Raw genomic sequence first — 17,795 nt, 5'->3', positions numbered from 1 at the left:
GGGGTAGCCCATGACCATTGCATCGCCGCTACAGATCGCACCAGCGCTTGCCAACCATTTCTACCTGGCGCGCCAGCCCATCCTCAACCGCAGCCAGCGCCTGGTCGCATACGAACTGCTGTTCCGCAACGCTGACACCGACCACGCCGACGTCACCGACGACGCGGCCGCCACCGCCACCGTCATCGCCCACGCCTCCGAACTGGGCATGGGGCAGGTGGTGGGCGACCAGATGGCCTTCGTCAATGTCGACAAGGTCGGCCTGATGAGCGACTTCATCCGTTTCCTGCCGAACGACAAAGTCATCCTCGAAATCCTGGAAACCGTGCCGGCCACGCCCGAGGTGATCGAGCGCGTGCGCGAGCTCAAGCAAGCCGGTTTCCGCTTCGCGCTGGACGACGTGGTCGCCAAGTCCGAGGACGTGAGCAAGCTGCAGCCGATGATGGACGTGATCAAGGTGGACATCCACCAGATGCAGCCCGAACGGCTGACCGCCCTGGCCGGTTCCATGCGCAAGTCCGGGCAGAAGCTGCTGGCCGAGAAGGTTGAGACGGTGGAGGAATTCCAGCAATGCATGGACCTCGGCTTCGAATACTTCCAGGGCTATTATTTCGCGCGCCCCGTGATCCTGAGCGGCAAGAAGATCACGCCTTCGCAGATGTCCATCCTGCATCTGCTCAACCTGCTCGGTTCGGACGCCGAGCAGCACGAAATCGAGCGCAGCGTGAAGCACGATCCGCTGATCACGCTCAACCTGCTGCGGCTGGTGAACACGCCGGCGGTGGGCGCGCGCTTCCGCATCAATTCCGTGGGCCACGCACTCATCGTGCTGGGCCGGCGCCAGCTGCAGCGCTGGCTGCAGATCCTGCTGTACGTGCGCACCGGCCAGAAACCCGAATTCGACTCGCCCCTGCTGCAGATGGCCACCACGCGCGGCAAGACGCTGGAACTGATGGTGGAGCGCCTGCGTCCCGGCCAGCGCACCAGCGCCGACATCGGCTTCACGGTGGGCGTGATGTCGCTGATGGACACCTTGTTCTCGGTGAAGATGGACGAGATCCTCGACAGCGTCAACGTGCTGGATGAAGTGCGCGGCGCCTTGCTGGCGCGGCATGGCGACTACGGCCGCATGCTGAAACTGGTGGAGCACATTGAGCGGCTGGAAGAAGATGGCGAGCCGGCCTTGCTGGGCCGTATGCTGCAGGACATGAAACTCTCGCCGGCCGAGCTGTACGCCATCCAGGTGGCCGCCTTCGACTGGGTGAACGATTACACCAGCGGCGTGCACTGACGCTGCGGCGAAGCCATGTTTGCCCCCCGCCACCGCCGCCCCGCTGCGCACCGCCTGGCCGCTAGCGTCTTGCTAGCTGGTGCCGGCCTATGCTCCAGCCTGCCGGTCTGCGCCAACACCGCAGCTTCGCCGCAACCGCAGCCGCAGCCGCAGCCGCAACCTCAATCCCAGGCCAAGGCCGGCCCGGCCTGCCCATCCCGTCCCATCGTGTTCGGCCTGTACGAGTTCGGCGGCTTCTACCGCGCCGGCACCGGGCTGGACAAGGACGTGGCCGAGTTGCTGGCGGCGCGCAGCGGATGCCGCTTCGAATACAAGGTGATGATGCGCGGCCGCATCTGGCAAGAGATGCAGGCCGGCCGCGTGGACATGACCTTGTCCGCCATTGCCACTGCCGAGCGCAAGGTGTTCGCGCACGCGATTCCCTACCTGTGGATGAAGAACATGATCATCCTGGGCAAGGACGTCGGTCCCAACATCCACTCGCCGGCGGACTTCATCGCCAGCCCCAACTTGCGCCTGGGCCTGGCGCGCGGCCACTTCCCCGGCCGGCCGTTCGACGCGTTCGTGGCGCAGCTGCGCAACATCGCCCGGATCGACGAAATCGACAGCACCGAGCAGCTGTACGCCATGTTCAAGGCGGGGCGCTTCCAGGCGGTGCTGGGCACCCAGCTGGTGTACTCCCAGTACCTGCGCGAAGACCAGGTGCGGATCGAGGACTGGGCGCCTGCGCTGTCGCGCGAGGCGGCCAATCTGCTGATCAGCAAAAAGCATTTCAGTGCCGACGACGCCCGGCGCTGGGGCGTGCTGATGAAGGAAATGCAAACGGACGGCAGCGTGCAGCGCATGGTGCAGCGCTACCTGCCGCCGGCGGACGCGGCCCGCATGGTGATGCCCTAGTCGGCGAACGCCTTCGGGTCGCCCTTGAACCACTGCGCCAGGCCGCCCACGAAGATTTTTGCGTTCGACTTGCCGCCGTCCTGCAGGCCGTGGTTGGCGTTCTTGTATTCGATGAACTGGAACCGCTTGTCGGGACGCTGCGCAAAGTAAGCCTTCAGCAGGCGGCCCGCCTCGATGGGCTCACTGTCATCCTTCTCCCCCATGGCCACCACGATGGGGATGTCGAGCTGCGCGTAGACGGGTAGCGGGTCGTGGAACAGGTGCGAGCTCCAGTAGGTGTACGGGTGGCCGAAGAATTCCTTGTCCAGTGCATGCGGTTCCCTGGCGATGGCCGCGAACTCCGCTTCCAGGCGCGGCCTGGTGAAGTCGGCGTAGGGATAAACCCCCCGGTCCGCAAACACCAGAAAGCCCTCGCCCTGCTTCATGCCGCCGGCGCCCGCCACCGCAAGCCAGCCCACTTTGCTGCTGCGCGAGGCGACAATGGGGGCGACCTGGCCGCCTTCCGAGAAACCGAGCAGGGCCAGCGAGCGTGGCGGACGGTCTTTCAGGCGCGCTTCGGTGCCGATGAATTCCAGCGTGTCGGCCACGCGCCGGCCCAGCGTGTCGGCACGATTGTAGGCTTCGGAGCAGGTGCCGGGTTCGCCGCTGTCGCCTTTGCCGATATGCGGCTTTTCAAGGAAATACAGGTCCAGCGACTTGGGGCAGGCTTCGAAATACTTGGCGAAACGCGCGCCGAAATCGTTGCAGCCTGAACCGCTGATCAACACGATGACGGTCCCCGAAGCCGGCGCTTCGGTATCGTGCAAGCGGTAGTAACGGCGCGGTTCGCCCTTGATCTGGATGCTGGCTTCCTCCAGCAGGCGTTCGGCGCGGGCAGGCGCAGCCAGCGCTGCAGCGGCCAGCAGGGCGCAGAGGATGGCTCGGGCCATGGGTCAGTTCTCCCTGCCGGAGGACAGCCATTCCATCTTCTGCACCTGGATGTCGGGATAGCTGGCCAGCGGCTCCCATTCGGGCAGGAAGGAAAAGCCCAGCTTGCGGTAAAAGGCGGCCGCGCGCGCGTTCACGGGCGATACGTCCAGCACCACGCGGCGGTGGCCTTGCGCCACGGCGCGGGCCAGCAAGGTCTGCACCAGCGCTGCGGCTACGGGCGTGCCCCGGTATTCGGGCTTGACCCACATGCCGATCAGATTGCATTCCTGCTTGTCGCTGACGGCGCGGGCCGCCATGCCGGTGGCCTGCGCGCCGTCAAAGGCGAGCAGGAATTCGGTGCCGTTGCGCGCCGAGGCGCGTTCCTGCCATTGCGCGTCCGTGTACGCGGCGGCGCTGGCGTGGGTTACGCCGAACGCGGTCGGCGCGTCGAGCAGCGCGGCAATGCGGATGGCTTTCAGGACTTCCCAGTCCGCTTCGGTTGTTGGTCGTATGATCATGGTGCTCCAGTATTCAATAACGCAGTCGCGTCTGCAAGGATGTGCGCCGCGACCACGGGAAACAGGCGGCCGCTGCGGAAGAAGTAGAGGCCCAGCACCGCCCCGAACACCATAACACTCAGGGCGCCGAGCGGCCCCTGGTAAGCGTGCGTGAGCAGCCGCACCAGCAGCGTAATCGCGATGGCGTTGGAAGCGCCGAAACGGCGCAGGCCGCTTGCCAGGAAGCCGAGCAGGAACACTTCTTCATAAGCCCCGTTGACCAGCGACAGCAGAACGGTCACCGGCGCCGATACCTGCGCTTCGGCAAGCAATTGTTCCACAGGCTGTGATGGCTGGCCGCTGCCGGCGATAACCAGCGCGATGGCGCATGCCCCGAGGGTGGCCAGCCATAGCCCTATCCCCGCGCCCGCATCCGCAAGGGAAAAGCGGGGACGCAGCGTGCCCAGCGGGTAGTTGCGCGCACGCAGCACCGTCAGGGCGACGCTCGCCAGCACGGCTTCCGTGAGCACCAGCGCCAGGAAGTTGTTGTCGTTGAATGCCCCGGTTGTCTCGCCGCCGAAGGCAGCGGCCAGCGATATGGCTACTGACCAGCCGAAGCAGATTGCCGTCACACCCAGCGCGAGCGGAATCGATGTGTGGGGTGCGGTGGCCAGGCTACTGCCCCGGCGTGCCGCCGGCAGCGCTGTGGGGCCGTAGCGGTGCTGCCAGGCTGCGCCGCACAGGAGGCCTAGCGGCGTGCAGTGCCAGAGTAAAGTGCGCCAGGGGGCCCGCGTCATGGGCAGGTCAGCGAAAAACTTGACGAGCATGGCCAGTATCAGCAGCGCGACGGCGGTGTTCCAGCGCTTGGCCGGCGGCTGGCGCGCCGCCGCGATGCCCGCCGCTACCGCGCCCGCGATGTCGAACATCTGCAGCAGCAGCCAGTAGCTGCTGTCGGCGAAATAGACGGGGCGCGGCACTTCGTAGCGGATGAGTTCCATATGCGCGACGTCCGTGGCCAGCAGGAGGGCGGCGCCGGCCAGCAGGCCGGGCAGGAAACTCTGGCGTTTTGAATGGCTGCGCTCCATCTGGGTCCTGGTTCGGCTAATGCTTTGTGGCAATGGAACCGGGAGCATAGCAGCAGGAGGCGGCCGAATAGTCACACTTTGTCACTTTGCCGCTTACCTGATCAGCGGCGGAATGGCGCCCAAGGTGGCGGCGCGCAGCAGCCATTCGCCGGGACCGTAGCGGTAGCGGCCCAGCCACCAGCGGCTTAGCAGCATTTGCAGCGCGTAGATGGGCGGCACGCAGGCCAGCACCGCCAGCGGGGAAAGGCGGTCGATCAGGCGCAGGCCGTAGCCGGTGAACAGCAGGCCGAGCAGCAGAGATTGCAGCAGGTAGTTACTCAGCGCCATTTTACCCATGGGGGCCAGCGCCGCTTCGATGCGCTTGCCTGCCGGCCTGGCGAACAGCAGCAGGGCGCCGGCCACGTAGGAAAAGCACAGCAGTGGCGCGGTGAGCTGGCCGAGACCGAAGGCCATCACTTCGAACCAGCCGCCCGGCGCATAGGTGGACGCGATGGCGTAGCAGAGCGCGCCGGCCAGTCCCATTGGCAAGCCGGCGCGCAGCAGGCGCCGTGCGGCTTCGCGGTACAGGTCCGGCTGCTCGAACAGCCGCAGGCGCCCGGCGGCAAAACCCAGGAAGAACAGCGCCATGGCGCTGGGGCCTTGCAGCAGCAGGATGATGCCCAGCATGTCCGCAAGGTGGCCGAGGTGGTAAGCCTGGGTGGCGGCGGCGCTGCCGGTGAACGCCTGCAACTTGACGATCACATCCGGATCGGGCGGCGGGGCTTCCGTGACGCCGATGAACAGCAGCCCGAACAGCATCCAGCCCGCACCCATGATGCCCAGCAGCCAGATCGCCGCTGTGGCCGCGCGCGCCGGCGGCCAGTGGCGGCGGGCCAGCAGGACGAGCCCGAGCGCGCCGTACAGGGACATGATGTCGCCGTAGAACAGCAGGGCGCCGTGCAGCAGGCCGAGCGCGATCAGGCCGGCCTGGCGGCGCAGCATGCGCGGCAGGAAGGCGGCGTGGGCGCGGGCGGCGGCGTCCATCTGCAGCGTCACGCTGTAACCGAACAGGAAAGAGAACAGCAGGTAGAACTTGGTTTCGAACAGCAGCGCCGCCGCGAAGCGCACGGCGTTGTCCAGCGCGGAGCCGTAGGCGGGGTTTGATGTGGGCGAGGCGAAATGCGAGTCGGCGAAGGCCCAGATGTTTACGCTGAGGATGCCCAGCAGGGCAAAACCGCGCAGGGCATCGACATGTTGCAGGCGGTGCTGCTGACCGTGCCCGTCGGCCATGCGGTCTCCTTGCTTGGGAATTGATTAAGTTTGCCGAATATATCACGGCTTGCGGTGGGCCGAAGTGCAGCTGAGTACGCTGGCGCAGAGCAGGGCGACAGCGGCGCATTCGATGGCGGTGGGCCAGCGCGCTTGCCACAGGAAGCTGTAGAACAGGGCAAACAGGGTTTCGAAGAGGATGAGCTGGCCGCTCAGCGTGAGGGGCAGGAGGCGGCTGGCGCGGTTCCACAGCGCGTTGCCGACGATGGAGCAGAGCAGGCCGACCGCTGTGACGATGGCGATGAACCGCAGCCAGCCGCCTGGCGCGTGCGCCGGGCCGCCGTCGGGCACCAGGAAGGCGGGCACGGCAAGCAGCAGCGCCAGCGCGCCGGTGGCAACGCCGGTCAGCAGGCTCCAGTCGTGCGGGCTGATGTGGCTGAGCGCCGCCAGCTTGCGCTTGTTGGCCACGGCGTAGGCGGTCCATGAGACCAGCGCGCCGAAAGCGCACAGCAGGCCGATGGCGCCCGACCCCGCCGCTGCGGCCGCCGGGGCTGCCGTCGCCGCCGCTGCCGCCGCTGGCGTGGCGGGGGCTGCGGCGTTGGCGGCCAGCGCCTGCCAGGCGATGCAGGCAGTGCCTGCCGCACTGAGCAGCAGGGAGGGCGCCAGGCGCGCCAGCGGCACGGCGCCGTGCTCGCGGCTGCCGATGACGGTCACGGCCACCGGCAGCAGGCCGATCACCAGCGAGGTCATGACCACGCCGCCCAGCTGCACGGCGCTGGCCAGCAGCAAGTAGTAGAGGATGTTGCCGAGCATGCTAAGCCAGGCCAGCGCGGCCCAGTCGCGCCAGCCGAGCGCACCCCGCATGCGGCGCCAGGACGGCGCGATCAGCGCGCAGGCAGCAATGCCGTAGGCCAGGTAGCGCCCGGCGGACAGCTGCAGCGGCGTGTGGCCGCGCGCCAGTTCGGGCGCAAGGAACACCAGCCCCCACAGGGCGCCAGCGGCCACGCCGCAGGCGACCCCTGCCAATAGTCGTTTCGAATCCACGCGAGTTCCTTCACAGTTGGGGCGATGATGCCCGCTGCGCCGGAAAATCTCTTGTCGCGAACTCTCAGGGTTTAGGCAAAATCTCCTGCGCCTGCCTGCGGTAGGAAGCGGGCGTCCGGCCGACACTGTTACGCATGGCGCGGGTGAGGGCGCTCTGGTCGGCAAAGCCTGCGCGGCAGGCGATGTCGGCGATCGGCAGGCTGCTGCGCGCCAGCAGGGCGCAGGCGCACTCGATGCGGATGCGCAGCAGCCAGCCGTGCGGGGTGGTGGCGTGCTCTTCGCGGAACAGGGCGTGCAGGCGGCTCACGCTGAGGCCGGCCTTGTCCGCCATGCGTTCGGTGCTCCACGGCTGGCCCGGATTGGCGGCCACGGCGGCCAGCACCGCTGCCAGGCGTGAGCGCGGCTGCGGCGATGGCAAGGTGAGCGAGTCGATCAGCAAGCCCAGCCAGGCCCGCAGGGCGGCGGCGGGCAGCAGGGCGGGCGGTGGCGCGGAAAGCTGCGAGGGCAGCCCGGTGGACAGCACGGCGGTCAGCCCGGTGGACTGTTGAGCGGATGGTTGCGCGGGCAGCGCCGTGGCCGCGAGCGCCTGCTGGTCCAGCATCAGGCCCATGAATTCCACCAGCTTGCCCGAAGCAGCGTTGAGCGGACGGAAGGGCCGGCCGCCGAGCTGGTCGCGCAGCGGCGCCGGCAGTGCGGGCGTAGCGATGTCGAGGATCAGCGAGCGGTTGTCCGGCGTGCCGCGCTGCGAATGCCAGGCGCCCGGCTCGACAAAGGCCGCGCGCAGCGGATCGAGCCGCGCTTCCCTGCCTTCGATGTCCAGCATGACCGCGCCTTGCAGCGGCAGCACCAGTTGCGCGTAGTCATGCCGGTCGGTGGAGCGGACGTCGCCATAGCTGCGGATCGAGATGGCGAGGTCGGCGGGCTGCATGGCGTGCTTTTACTGGCCCAGGATGAGGAACACGGTGGGCTTCTTGTGGAAGTCCGGCGCCTTGCCTGCCGCCAGCTGGCTCTTCCACTGCGCACCCGTCATGGTGCGGATGGTTTCAGTCGGCAGGCTGATGTCGGTGGCAAAGCAAATCAGCGTGCCGCCATTGCAGCCGGCCACCAGCGCTTCCAGTAGGGCCGCGTTGCGGTAGGGCGTCTCGATAAACAGCTGGGTTTGCTTCTCGCTGCGCGAGCGGCTTTCCAGTTCCTTGATGCGCTTGGTGCGCAGCGCGGCGTCGGTGGGCAGGTAGCCGTTGAAGGCGAAGCTTTGGCCGTTCAGGCCGCTGGCCATGACCGACAGCAGGATGGACGACGGGCCCACCAGCGGCCGCACCGGAATGCCGTGCTGGTGCGCCAGGCGCACCAGGTCCGCGCCCGGGTCGGCCACGGCGGGCACGCCCGCCTCGGATACCAGGCCGGCGTCCTCGCCGGCCAGCAGGGGCTCCAGCAGGCCCAGCAGTGCTTGCTGCGGCGTGTTCACGTTCAGCTCGCTGATCCTGATTTCCTGCAGCGGACGGGACAGCGGATGCTGCGCGCCCACCAGTTTCAGGAAGGCGCGCGCGGTCTTGGCGTTTTCCGCCACGAAGTAGCCGAGGGCGGCGGTGGTCGCCTGCACGTGCTCGGGGATGACATGGGACAGCGCTTCGGTTTCGCCGAGGGTGTTGGGGATCAGGAAAAGAGTGCCTGGCATGGTTCTGATTAAGTGTTGAAAAAGGAAACGCCGGCCGCGCGCAGCATGCCGGTGAGGGCGATCAGCGGCAGGCCGGTGAGGGCGGTGGGATCGCTGCTGTCGATGCGCTCCAGGATGGCGATGCCCAGCGCCTCGTTCTTGGCGCTGCCGGCGCAGTCGTAAGGCTGCTCGATGCGCAGGTAGGCGTCCAGCTCGTCGTCCGGCAAATCGCGGAACTTCACGACGGTCTGGATGTCTTCTATATAAGCGTGGCTGTTGCGGCCGTCCCACAGGCACAGCGCGGTGTGGAACACCACCTCGCGCCCGCGCATTTTCTGCAGCTGGGCCAGCGCGGCGGCATGGCTGCCGGGCTTGCCGATCTGTTCGCCGTCCAGGGTGGCCACCTGGTCGGAGCCGATCACCAGGCAGCCCGGATGGCTGGCTGCCACGGCGGCGGCCTTCTCGCGCGCCAGGCGCAGCGCGGTGGCGCTGGGCGTTTCGGCCGGCAGCGGGCTTTCGTCGATGTCCGGCACCGCCACGGTGAATGGAAGTTGCAGGCGTGACAACAGTTCCTTGCGGTAGGCGGAACTGGAAGCGAGGATGATGCGGGGCGGGGAAGAATTCTGTTCGGTAAGCATGTAGTTTACTGGCCCTGTCCGGGAAATTGTTATATGCTCTGTGCGCCGTGCATTTAGCGCCGCCCACAGCACAAAAATGTGCGCGGACTTTGACGCGCCGGCGAAAACCCTGCTATTATCGCAGGTTTTCCGGGGAATGCAGGCTATGAGTGCTTTTGTGATCGACGCGTTTGATTTCAGTCGGACTAAGGCAAACCGCGACGGCGTCACGCCGGTCGCCGAGATGACCCGCCTGGCCAAAGAGTGCGCTGATGCGTCCGGCTCCATCGCCTGGACGGTGCAGGGCGGCGTGAGCAAGCACGGCTTCCCGCAGATGCGTCTGACCGTGGATGGCACCGTGCAGCTGGTTTGCCAGCGCTGCATGCAGCCCTTTGCCCACCATATGGCGTCCTCGACGCTGCTGATGCTGGGCAAGGACGATGAGCAGGCCGACGAGATCGAGCAGATCATCGACGATGAAACGGTGGACGTGATCGTGGGCACCCGCGACATGGATTTGATGTACCTGGTGGAAGATGAAGCGTTGCTGGCCCTGCCGCACACGCCGAAACACGATGTATGTCCGAGTACGGCGCTGCTCGACTCTCTGCAGTCCGAGAAGAAGTCGCCCTTTGAAGGTCTGAAAGACCTCAAAAAATAAGTACAGCTCAGTTATACAGAATAGTCGTTGTAAAGAACGTGTCAAAGCGCGTGCAGGCAGTCGAGTGTTGCGAGTATTGGCATTGTTGTAGGTAGTGGCATCAGAACATCGGTCACTGATCGATGGCGGCAGATTTTGCCGCTGGGATACTCGATTCGCATGTATTTGCCGGTCGAATGTGTTAGAATTTTAGAACTTATGTATTAGGAGTCATCATGGCAGTTCAGCAGAATAAGAAGTCCCCATCCAAGCGCGGTATGCACCGTTCGCACGATTTCCTGGTTGCTCCACAACTGGGTATCGAGCCAACCACCGGTGAAACCCACCTGCGTCACCACATCAGCCCGAACGGTTTCTACCGTGGCCGTAAAGTGCTGAAGACCAAAAACGACGAGTAATCGACGTTTTTACCAAGAATAAGAGCGGTGCGACGTGGTTTTTACTGACGTGGCGCCGCTTTTTTCTTTTCCTTGGCGGCTAGCTAGCCTGCCTGTCAAACCCGCATCTCTGCAGCCCTGAAGCGTTTCAGGCGCGCACTTGTCCCACAATGACAATCAAAATTTCTATCGACTGCATGGGCGGAGATCACGGCCTGTCTGTCACCATTCCTGGCGCCATTTCCTTTTTGAAGCGTGAGGCGGAAGCCGAGCTGATCTTGGTTGGCCTGGAAGACGCCATCCGCGCCGAGCTCAAGAAGCACCACGCCGAGGCGCATCCCCGCCTGTCGATCCAGCACGCCTCCGAGCAAGTGCTGATGGACGACCCGCTGGAAGTGGCCCTGCGCCGCAAGAAAGATTCCTCGATGCGCGTGGCGGTCGAGCAAGTCAAGGACGGCAAGGCCCAGGCCGCCGTCTCGGCCGGCAACACCGGCGCCCTGATGGCCGTCTCGCGCTACGTGCTCAAGACCATGGCTGGCGTGGACCGTCCCGCCATCTGCTCCATCATGCCCAACCAGAAGGGCGGCCCCACCTATATGCTGGACCTGGGCGCGAACGTCGACTGCGAACCGCACCATTTGCACCAGTTCGCCATCATGGGCTCGGTGCTGGTCAATGCCATGGAAGGCATCGCCCGGCCCACCATCGGCCTGCTCAACGTGGGCACCGAAGACATCAAGGGCAATGAAGTGGTCAAGCTCACCAGCAAGCTGCTGCAGGCCGACCACGAGCGCGGCGCGCTCAACTTCTACGGCAACGTGGAGGGCAACGACATTTTCAAAGGCACCACCGACCTGGTGGTGTGCGACGGCTTCGTCGGCAACGTCACGCTGAAATCGGTGGAAGGCGTGGCGCGCTTCTTCAAGGACGTGCTGACGTCCGAGTTCAAGCGCAACATCTTCACCATGCTGGGCGCACTGATCGCCAGCAGTGCCTTGAAGGCCATCAAGAGCCGCCTCAATCCCTCCCGCTACAATGGCGCCAGCTTGCTGGGCCTGCGCGGCCTGGTGTTCAAGAGTCACGGCGGAGCCGATGCATATTCATTTGAATGGGCGATCCGTCGAGCGTATGATGCTGCAAAAAATGACGTGCAGGCACATTTGTCGACCATGATTGCCGAACTGATGCCGCGAAGCACGGACACTACACAGGAGCAGCCCAGCTCCGTCACCTGAAAGTGGATGGAAACGCATGACTTTGTATAGCAAAATTATTGGCACCGGCAGCTACCTGCCTGAAAAACGCGTGACCAACGAGGACTTGACCGCCCAGCTGGCGGCCAAGGGGATAGAGACGTCCGACGAATGGATTTCCAGCCGCAGCGGCATTTCGGCGCGCCACTACGCCGAGCCTGAGCAGGCTTCCTCCGACCTGGCCGTGCACGCCGCGCGCCATGCGCTGGACATGGCCGGTATGCAGATCAACGATATCGACCTGATCATCGTGGCCAGCTCCACCCCCGATTTCTTCGGCAGCTTCCCCAGTACCGCCTGCATCGTGCAGCGCAAGCTGGGCCAGACCAATAGCGGCGCCGCCGTGGACGTGCAGGCCGTGTGCAGCGGCTTCGTCTACGCCGTGTCCACCGCCGACGCCTTCATCAAGGCCGGCGTGCACAAGAACGTGCTGGTGATCGGCGCCGAAGTGTTCTCGCGCATTCTCAATTTCGAAGACCGCACCACCTGCGTGCTGTTTGGCGACGGCGCCGGCGCCATCGTCATGACCGGCTCGGACGAGCCCGGCATCCTGGCGACCAAGCTGCATGCCGACGGCCGCCATTCCGACATCCTGAGCGTGCCCGGAAGCCTGGCCGGCGGCGCGGTGGCGGGCAGCTCCTACCTGTACATGGACGGCCCGGCGGTGTTCAAGCTGGCCGTGAGCGTGCTGGAGAAGGTGGCCAACGAAGCGCTGGAGCACGCCGGCATGACCGCGGACCAGATCGACTGGCTGGTGCCGCACCAGGCCAACATCCGCATCATGAACGGCACCGCCAAGAAGCTGGGCCTGCCGCTGGAAAAGATGATCGTCACGGTGGACCAGCACGGCAACACGTCCGCAGCCTCGATCCCGCTGGCGCTGGACCAGGCAGTACGCGACGGCCGCATCAAGAAGGGCGACAACGTCATGATGGAAGGCGTGGGCGGCGGCTTCACCTGGGGCGCGGTTCTTGCTCGGATGTAATGATGTAAAATATAGCCCGTTTTAGAATTAGAACTCTAAACGGCAGGGCGGACGATGAGGATACTGGCAAGATTGCCGGCCGCCCTTATGGATTCAACAAGAAGAGACACATATGAGCAAATTTGCATTCGTATTCCCGGGCCAGGGCTCGCAAGCCATCGCCATGATGGACGGCTTCGCCGGCAACCCGGTGGTGGCGCAGACCATTGCCGAGGCATCGGACGCGCTGCAGTTCGACCTGGGCAAACTGATGGCAGAAGGCCCGAAGGAAGAGCTGGACCTGACCACCAACACCCAGCCCGTGATGCTGACCGCTGCCGTGGCCGTGTACCGCGCCTGGATCGCCGCCGGCGGTCCCGTGCCGTCGGTCGTGGCCGGCCATAGCCTGGGCGAATACTCCGCGCTGGTCGCAGCCGGCGTGATCCCGTTCAAGGACGCCGTGCCGCTGGTGCGCTTCCGCGCCCAGGCCATGCAGGAAGCCGTGCCGGTCGGGCAGGGCACCATGGCAGTGGTGCTGGGCCTGTCGGACGACGACGTGCGCGCCGCCTGCGCCGAATCCGGCGCTGCCGACGCCGCGCAAGTGGTCGAGCCGGTCAACTTCAACGCGCCTGCGCAAGTGGTCATTGCCGGTCACACCGCCGCCGTTGAGCGCGCCTGCGAGATTGCCAAGGCCAAGGGCGCCAAGCGCGCCATGAAGCTGCCGGTGTCCGCGCCGTTCCACTCCTCGCTGCTCAAGCCCGCGTCGGACCGCCTGCGCGACTACATGGCCGGCCTGAGCTTCTCGGCACCGCAGATCGCCCTGATCAACAACGTGGACGTGGCCGTGCTGAACGACCCGGCCAGCATCAAGGACGCCCTGGTGCGCCAGGCCGCAAGCCCGGTGCGCTGGGTGGAGACCATGCAGAAAGTGGCTGCCGACGGCATCACGCAAGTGGTCGAGTGCGGCCCGGGCAAAGTGCTGATGGGCCTGGCCAAGCGCATCGATCCGGTGCTGGTGGGCGACGCCATCACCGACCAGGCTTCGCTGGAACGCATCCTGGCTACCTTCAAATAACAAGGACTCACATGAATCTGGCAAATCAAGTTGCGCTGGTGACCGGCGCCTCGCGCGGCATCGGCAAGGCCATCGCCATCGAGCTGGCCAAGCAGGGCGCCCGCGTGATCGGCACCGCCACCACCGAAGCCGGCGCCGAAGCGATTTCGGCCTACCTGGCCGAGATTGGTCCGGAAGCGGGCAAGGGCCTGGTCCTGAACGTGACCGACGCCGCCCGCTGCGGCGAAGTGATCGACGAAATCAGCAAGACCTGGGGCGCGGTCGCCATCCTGGTCAACAATGCCGGCATCACCCAGGACAACCTGGCCATGCGCATGAAGGACGAGGAATGGGACAGCGTCATCGCCACCAACCTCAGTTCCGTGGGCCGTTTGTCGCGCGCCGTGCTGCGGGGGATGATGAAAGCGAAAAGTGGGCGTATTATTAATATCACCTCGGTGGTGGCATCGTCCGGCAACCCGGGTCAAATGAACTATGCGGCGGCCAAGGCCGGCGTGGAAGGCATGAGCCGCGCCCTGGCGCGCGAGATCGGCAGCCGCAACATCACCGTCAACTGCATCGCCCCCGGTTTTATCGACACCGATATGACCAAGGCGCTGGGCGATGAGCAGCATGCCGCCTTGCTGACGCAGATCCCGCTGGCCCGCCTGGGCAAGCCGGAAGACATCGCTGCGGCCACCGCTTTCCTTGCCTCGCCACAGGCCGCCTACATCACCGGCACCACCCTGCACGTGAACGGCGGGATGTATATGAATTGATGGCGGAAATGCGGTATTTAGCCGCGTTTTCACTGTCTTTTAGCAGTGATTTCGGCACAGATAGCAGTAGGTGCCGAAATTAGTTTTTCAGCGCGCAAACCTGATAAAATGCGCGCTTTCCGTAACAAACACATTGGAGCCATAACATGTCGGATATCGAACAACGCGTTAAGAAAATCGTCGCTGAGCAACTGGGCGTCGCAGAAGCAGACATCAAAACCGAATCGTCTTTCGTTGACGACCTGGGTGCTGACTCCCTGGACACCGTTGAACTGGTGATGGCTCTGGAAGACGAGTTCGAAATGGAAATCCCAGACGAACAAGCTGAAAAGATCACCACCGTGCAGCAAGCGATCGACTACGCTACTGCGCACGTCAAGGCCTGAGCCTGCCCCGATCGACTCCAGGAGAATCGCTTGAGTTCTAAAAACCGTCGTGTAGTGGTCACCGGCCTCGGCTGCGTGTCCCCCGTCGGCAATAGTATTGCCGAGGCGTGGAGCAACGTTACCGAAGGCAAGTCCGGGATTGCGAACATCACCAAGTTTGACGCCCAGCCATTCACTACCCACTTCGCCGGTGAGGTAAAAGGCTTCAATATCGAGGAGTACATCCCCGGTAAGGAAGCGCGCCACATGGATACGTTTATCCACTTTGGCATGGCGGCCGGTATTCAGGCGGTGCAGGATTCCGGCATCGTCGTAACCGAAGAGAACGCCGACCGCATCGGCGTGATCATCGGTTCCGGCATCGGCGGCCTGCCGATGATTGAAGAGCAGAAGGAAGACTACGACAAGCGCGGTCCGCGCCGTATCTCGCCTTTCTTCGTGCCCGCTTCCATCATCAACATGATCTCGGGCAACCTGTCGATCAAGTACGGCATGCGCGGTCCCAACCTGGCGATCGTCACGGCCTGCACCACCGGCCTGCACAGCATCGGCGCCGCCGCTCGTCTGATCGAGTACGGCGATGCGGATGTGATGGTGGCCGGTGGCGCGGAATCGACTGTGTCGCCGCTGGGTATGGGCGGTTTCGCCTCGGCCCGCGCACTGTCCACCCGCAATGACGACCCTGCGACCGCTTCGCGGCCGTGGGACCGCGACCGCGACGGCTTCGTGCTGGGCGAGGGCGCCGGCGTCATGGTGCTGGAAGAGTATGAACACGCAAAAGCGCGCGGCGCCAAGATCTATGCAGAAGTGCATGGCTTTGGCATGACCGCCGATGCCTACCACATGACGTCGCCGCTGGAAGATGGCAGCGGCGGCAGCAAGGCAGTGATTGCCGCCCTGAAGAATTCCGGCATCAACCCGGATCAGGTGCAGTACGTCAATGCCCACGGCACGTCGACCCCGCAGGGCGACATCGCCGAAGTGGTCGGCATCAAGCGCACCTTCGGCGATCACGCCAAGCAGCTGGTGGTGTCGTCGACCAAGTCGATGACCGGCCACCTGCTGGGCGGCGCCGGCGGCCTGGAGGCAGTGTTTACGGTATTGGCCATCCACCACCAGGTGGTGCCGCCGACCATCAACCTGTTCAACCAGGACCCTGCGTGCGACCTGGACTTCTGCGCCAACGTGGCGCGCGACATGAAGATCCAGTACGCGGTGAAGAACTCGTTCGGATTCGGCGGCACCAACGGCAGCCTCGTGTTCGGAAAAGTTTGAACTTTTTAGCCTCACTCCGGTCGAACCGGAGTGAGCGCTGAGACGGTGCCGGCGCTCGCCGGCACCTGTCGCCCGGCCAAGCTGGCCGGCGCATCTGCAGCAGATCCCCCCTCAGCACCGCTGGTTTAACGCCTCATGTCGATCGCGGTGAGTGTTGTCGTCCGTCCGTCCCTTTGCCTGCGCTTGCTGCAAGCGGGCTTTGCCGCGTGCGCGCTTGGCGTGGCATGGCTGCTTCCTCCCATCCTGGGCATTTCTTGTGTTGCGGCAAGTGCGGTGGCCTTGCACAGCGCGCTGCGGCGCGCCAAAACGCATCGGCTTGATATTTCCGGTATTGGGCAAATCCGGCTGGCGGTATACCTGCATGCAGGGCCCTGTGCAGATGGCAGTCCGCCAGCGGCCGTCGAATTGCTGGCCGGCTCGACCTGCTGGACGTGGCTGCTCTTGCTGCGGCTGCGCCATGGGGACGGCGCGGTGACCGTGCTGGCGGTGCTGCCCGACAGCGTGGCGACCGGCCGGTTCAGGCCGCTGGCCCTGGCATGCCGGGCCTGCGCGGCAAAAAAACTTTGAACTTATTGCGGCGTGCTTGCTCCAAAGCAGTATGGACTCGCGGGCCGCAGGACACCGGGGAACAGGTGCGATGACAGAGCGCGAGTGCGACCAGTTGCTGGTCGAGCGAATCCAGGCAGGCGAACGGCAGGCATTTGACTTGCTGGTGGCTAAGTATCAGCGTAGGCTGATGAGGCTGGTTTCGCGCATCGTGCATGACCCGGCGGAGGCAGAAGATGTGGTCCAGGAAACGTTCATCAAGGCTTATCGCGCCATCCGGCATTTCCGGGGCGACTCGGCCTTCTACACCTGGCTTTATCGCATCGGCATCAACACCGCCAAGAATTTCCTGGCCAGCCAGAGCCGCCGCACGCCGACTTCCACCGAGAACGACGCCGAGCAGGCGGAGTCCTTCGACAGCGGCGAGCAGCTGCGCGACATCAACACGCCCGAATCGGTGCTGGCCAGCCAGCAGATTGCGCGCACCGTGAACGCGGCCATGGACGCGCTGCCGCTGGACCTGCGCACGGCCATTGTGCTGCGCGAGATCGAGGGGCTGAGCTATGAGGAAATCGCCGACATCATGGCCTGTCCGATCGGCACCGTGCGCAGCCGCATCTTCCGGGCGCGCGACGTGATCGCCGAGAAGCTCAGGCCCTTGCTGGACATGCCGCTGGACAAACGGTGGTGAGACGCTGCTTGAAACGGGAACGCCGATGGATACGCTGAAACGATTGCACGAACATATTTCCGCCATGGTGGACGGCGAGCTGTCCGACCACGAGGCAGGCCTGGCGGTGGCCGCGCTGAGCGAGCCGGAAGGGCAGGCCACCTGGCGCGCCTACCACCTCATTGGCGACGTGCTGCGCAGCGACGCCAGCGGCGCCGAGCTGGGGGAGGGCTTCACCGCCCGCCTGGCGGCGCGGCTCGATGTGGAAGTGCCGCCGGCCCCGGGCAGGGCCGCGCCCGCGCCCAACGCCGCCGCTTCCGCCTCTGCCTTCGCCTCTTCCGCTGCGCCGCCAGCTGCTCCGCCGCCAGCCGTGCCGCTGGCCGCGACGCTCCCAGCCGTGCCGGCCCCGGCCGCCGCCGTGCCCGCCCAGCCGGCATCCGCAGTGGATGTCCAGGCCGCCTCTATCCCCGACACTGCAATCTGACCGCCCCCTCTTGAAAAACCTTGCCACTCGCAATATCTTGTGCGAGCGGCAACGGCCGTTTTCGCTTACTATTTACCGAACCTTCGCTGAACCCTACAAGAACC

At 65.0% G+C, this 17,795-nt stretch carries 21 protein-coding genes; 13 read left to right on the top strand and 8 right to left on the bottom strand.

All coding sequences use genetic code 11. The features are described from left to right. Positions 1 to 10: 10 nt before the first annotated feature. Entirely contained in the window at positions 11 to 1,291 is a 1,281-nt protein-coding gene (locus tag ASC94_RS16035) for an EAL and HDOD domain-containing protein (RefSeq protein WP_056396699.1), read from the top strand. A gap of 15 nt (positions 1,292 to 1,306) precedes the next feature. After that, the gene (locus ASC94_RS16030; RefSeq protein WP_082616579.1) at positions 1,307 to 2,188 is read left to right on the top strand and encodes an ABC transporter substrate-binding protein; all 882 of its coding nucleotides are present in this window, start codon (positions 1,307 to 1,309) and stop codon (positions 2,186 to 2,188) included. On the opposite strand, the gene ASC94_RS16025 is transcribed toward ASC94_RS16030, so the two are convergent. The 8 genes from ASC94_RS16025 to ASC94_RS15990 all read right to left on the bottom strand — a co-directional run bounded on the left by ASC94_RS16025 (position 2,185) and on the right by ASC94_RS15990 (position 9,263). Further along, positions 2,185 to 3,117, bottom strand: coding sequence for an alpha/beta fold hydrolase (locus ASC94_RS16025; RefSeq protein WP_056396694.1), 933 nt, complete (start codon positions 3,115 to 3,117; stop codon positions 2,185 to 2,187). The genes ASC94_RS16030 and ASC94_RS16025 overlap by 4 nt on opposite strands. Before the next feature lie 3 nt (positions 3,118 to 3,120). Then, entirely contained in the window at positions 3,121 to 3,615 is a 495-nt protein-coding gene (locus tag ASC94_RS16020) for a GNAT family N-acetyltransferase (RefSeq protein WP_200955718.1), read from the bottom strand. Continuing rightward, positions 3,612 to 4,679 (bottom strand): type II CAAX endopeptidase family protein, encoded by a 1,068-nt coding sequence (locus ASC94_RS16015; RefSeq protein WP_056396692.1) that lies wholly within the window; start codon positions 4,677 to 4,679, stop codon positions 3,612 to 3,614. The genes ASC94_RS16020 and ASC94_RS16015 overlap by 4 nt, the downstream gene beginning before the upstream one ends. A gap of 93 nt (positions 4,680 to 4,772) precedes the next feature. Continuing rightward, on the bottom strand, positions 4,773 to 5,948 hold the full coding sequence (locus tag ASC94_RS16010; protein ID WP_056396688.1) for a DUF418 domain-containing protein: 1,176 nt from the start codon (positions 5,946 to 5,948) through the stop codon (positions 4,773 to 4,775). Positions 5,949 to 5,990: 42 nt separating this feature from the next. Continuing rightward, positions 5,991 to 6,971 (bottom strand): DMT family transporter, encoded by a 981-nt coding sequence (locus tag ASC94_RS16005; RefSeq protein ID WP_056396685.1) that lies wholly within the window; start codon positions 6,969 to 6,971, stop codon positions 5,991 to 5,993. Positions 6,972 to 7,035: 64 nt separating this feature from the next. After that, positions 7,036 to 7,899 carry an AraC family transcriptional regulator gene (locus ASC94_RS16000; protein WP_056396682.1) on the bottom strand — a complete coding sequence of 288 codons (864 nt, stop codon included), beginning with the start codon at positions 7,897 to 7,899 and terminating at the stop codon, positions 7,036 to 7,038. A 9-nt stretch (positions 7,900 to 7,908) separates the two neighbouring features. Further along, entirely contained in the window at positions 7,909 to 8,646 is a 738-nt protein-coding gene (locus ASC94_RS15995; RefSeq protein ID WP_056396679.1) for an SAM-dependent methyltransferase, read from the bottom strand. Between the two features lie 8 nt (positions 8,647 to 8,654). After that, the gene (locus ASC94_RS15990) at positions 8,655 to 9,263 is read right to left on the bottom strand and encodes a Maf-like protein (RefSeq protein ID WP_056396675.1); all 609 of its coding nucleotides are present in this window, start codon (positions 9,261 to 9,263) and stop codon (positions 8,655 to 8,657) included. A 145-nt stretch (positions 9,264 to 9,408) separates the two neighbouring features. Between ASC94_RS15990 and ASC94_RS15985 the strand changes: the two genes are divergently transcribed. From ASC94_RS15985 to ASC94_RS31970, 11 genes are all read left to right on the top strand, one after another. Continuing rightward, positions 9,409 to 9,903: a DUF177 domain-containing protein gene (locus ASC94_RS15985; RefSeq protein ID WP_056396672.1), complete on the top strand. Its 495-nt coding sequence runs from the start codon at positions 9,409 to 9,411 to the stop codon at positions 9,901 to 9,903. Between the two features lie 215 nt (positions 9,904 to 10,118). Beyond that, positions 10,119 to 10,301 carry a 50S ribosomal protein L32 gene (gene rpmF / locus ASC94_RS15980; protein WP_008449924.1) on the top strand — a complete coding sequence of 61 codons (183 nt, stop codon included), beginning with the start codon at positions 10,119 to 10,121 and terminating at the stop codon, positions 10,299 to 10,301. Between the two features lie 149 nt (positions 10,302 to 10,450). Then, the gene (gene plsX, locus ASC94_RS15975; RefSeq protein WP_056396669.1) at positions 10,451 to 11,515 is read left to right on the top strand and encodes a phosphate acyltransferase PlsX; all 1,065 of its coding nucleotides are present in this window, start codon (positions 10,451 to 10,453) and stop codon (positions 11,513 to 11,515) included. 16 nt (positions 11,516 to 11,531) lie between these two features. After that, complete coding sequence (locus ASC94_RS15970; protein ID WP_056396666.1) at positions 11,532 to 12,518, top strand: beta-ketoacyl-ACP synthase III; 987 nt, start codon at positions 11,532 to 11,534, stop codon at positions 12,516 to 12,518. A gap of 112 nt (positions 12,519 to 12,630) precedes the next feature. Continuing rightward, entirely contained in the window at positions 12,631 to 13,572 is a 942-nt protein-coding gene (fabD, locus tag ASC94_RS15965) for an ACP S-malonyltransferase (RefSeq protein WP_056396662.1), read from the top strand. An 11-nt stretch (positions 13,573 to 13,583) separates the two neighbouring features. Then, positions 13,584 to 14,330 (top strand): 3-oxoacyl-ACP reductase FabG, encoded by a 747-nt coding sequence (fabG, locus tag ASC94_RS15960; protein WP_056396659.1) that lies wholly within the window; start codon positions 13,584 to 13,586, stop codon positions 14,328 to 14,330. Positions 14,331 to 14,476: 146 nt separating this feature from the next. Continuing rightward, complete coding sequence (acpP, locus tag ASC94_RS15955) at positions 14,477 to 14,716, top strand: acyl carrier protein (protein ID WP_055936274.1); 240 nt, start codon at positions 14,477 to 14,479, stop codon at positions 14,714 to 14,716. Positions 14,717 to 14,746: 30 nt separating this feature from the next. Next, a complete protein-coding gene (gene fabF, locus ASC94_RS15950) occupies positions 14,747 to 15,991 on the top strand; it encodes a beta-ketoacyl-ACP synthase II (RefSeq protein ID WP_056396656.1) in 1,245 nt (414 codons plus the stop codon). 135 nt (positions 15,992 to 16,126) lie between these two features. Next, positions 16,127 to 16,558: a flagellar hook-length control protein gene (locus ASC94_RS32680; protein ID WP_157201472.1), complete on the top strand. Its 432-nt coding sequence runs from the start codon at positions 16,127 to 16,129 to the stop codon at positions 16,556 to 16,558. Between the two features lie 70 nt (positions 16,559 to 16,628). Continuing rightward, positions 16,629 to 17,228, top strand: coding sequence for an RNA polymerase sigma factor RpoE (rpoE, locus tag ASC94_RS15945; RefSeq protein WP_056396653.1), 600 nt, complete (start codon positions 16,629 to 16,631; stop codon positions 17,226 to 17,228). Between the two features lie 25 nt (positions 17,229 to 17,253). After that, positions 17,254 to 17,691 (top strand): sigma-E factor negative regulatory protein, encoded by a 438-nt coding sequence (locus tag ASC94_RS31970; RefSeq protein ID WP_082616577.1) that lies wholly within the window; start codon positions 17,254 to 17,256, stop codon positions 17,689 to 17,691. Positions 17,692 to 17,795: the final 104 nt, after the last annotated feature.

Source organism: Massilia sp. Root418, from assembly GCF_001425265.1.
In the GTDB taxonomy this organism is placed as follows: Bacteria; Pseudomonadota; Gammaproteobacteria; order Burkholderiales; family Burkholderiaceae_D; genus Rugamonas.
Note: the sequence above shows the minus strand (reverse complement) of the source record. Positions and strands in the feature narration are given on the sequence as shown.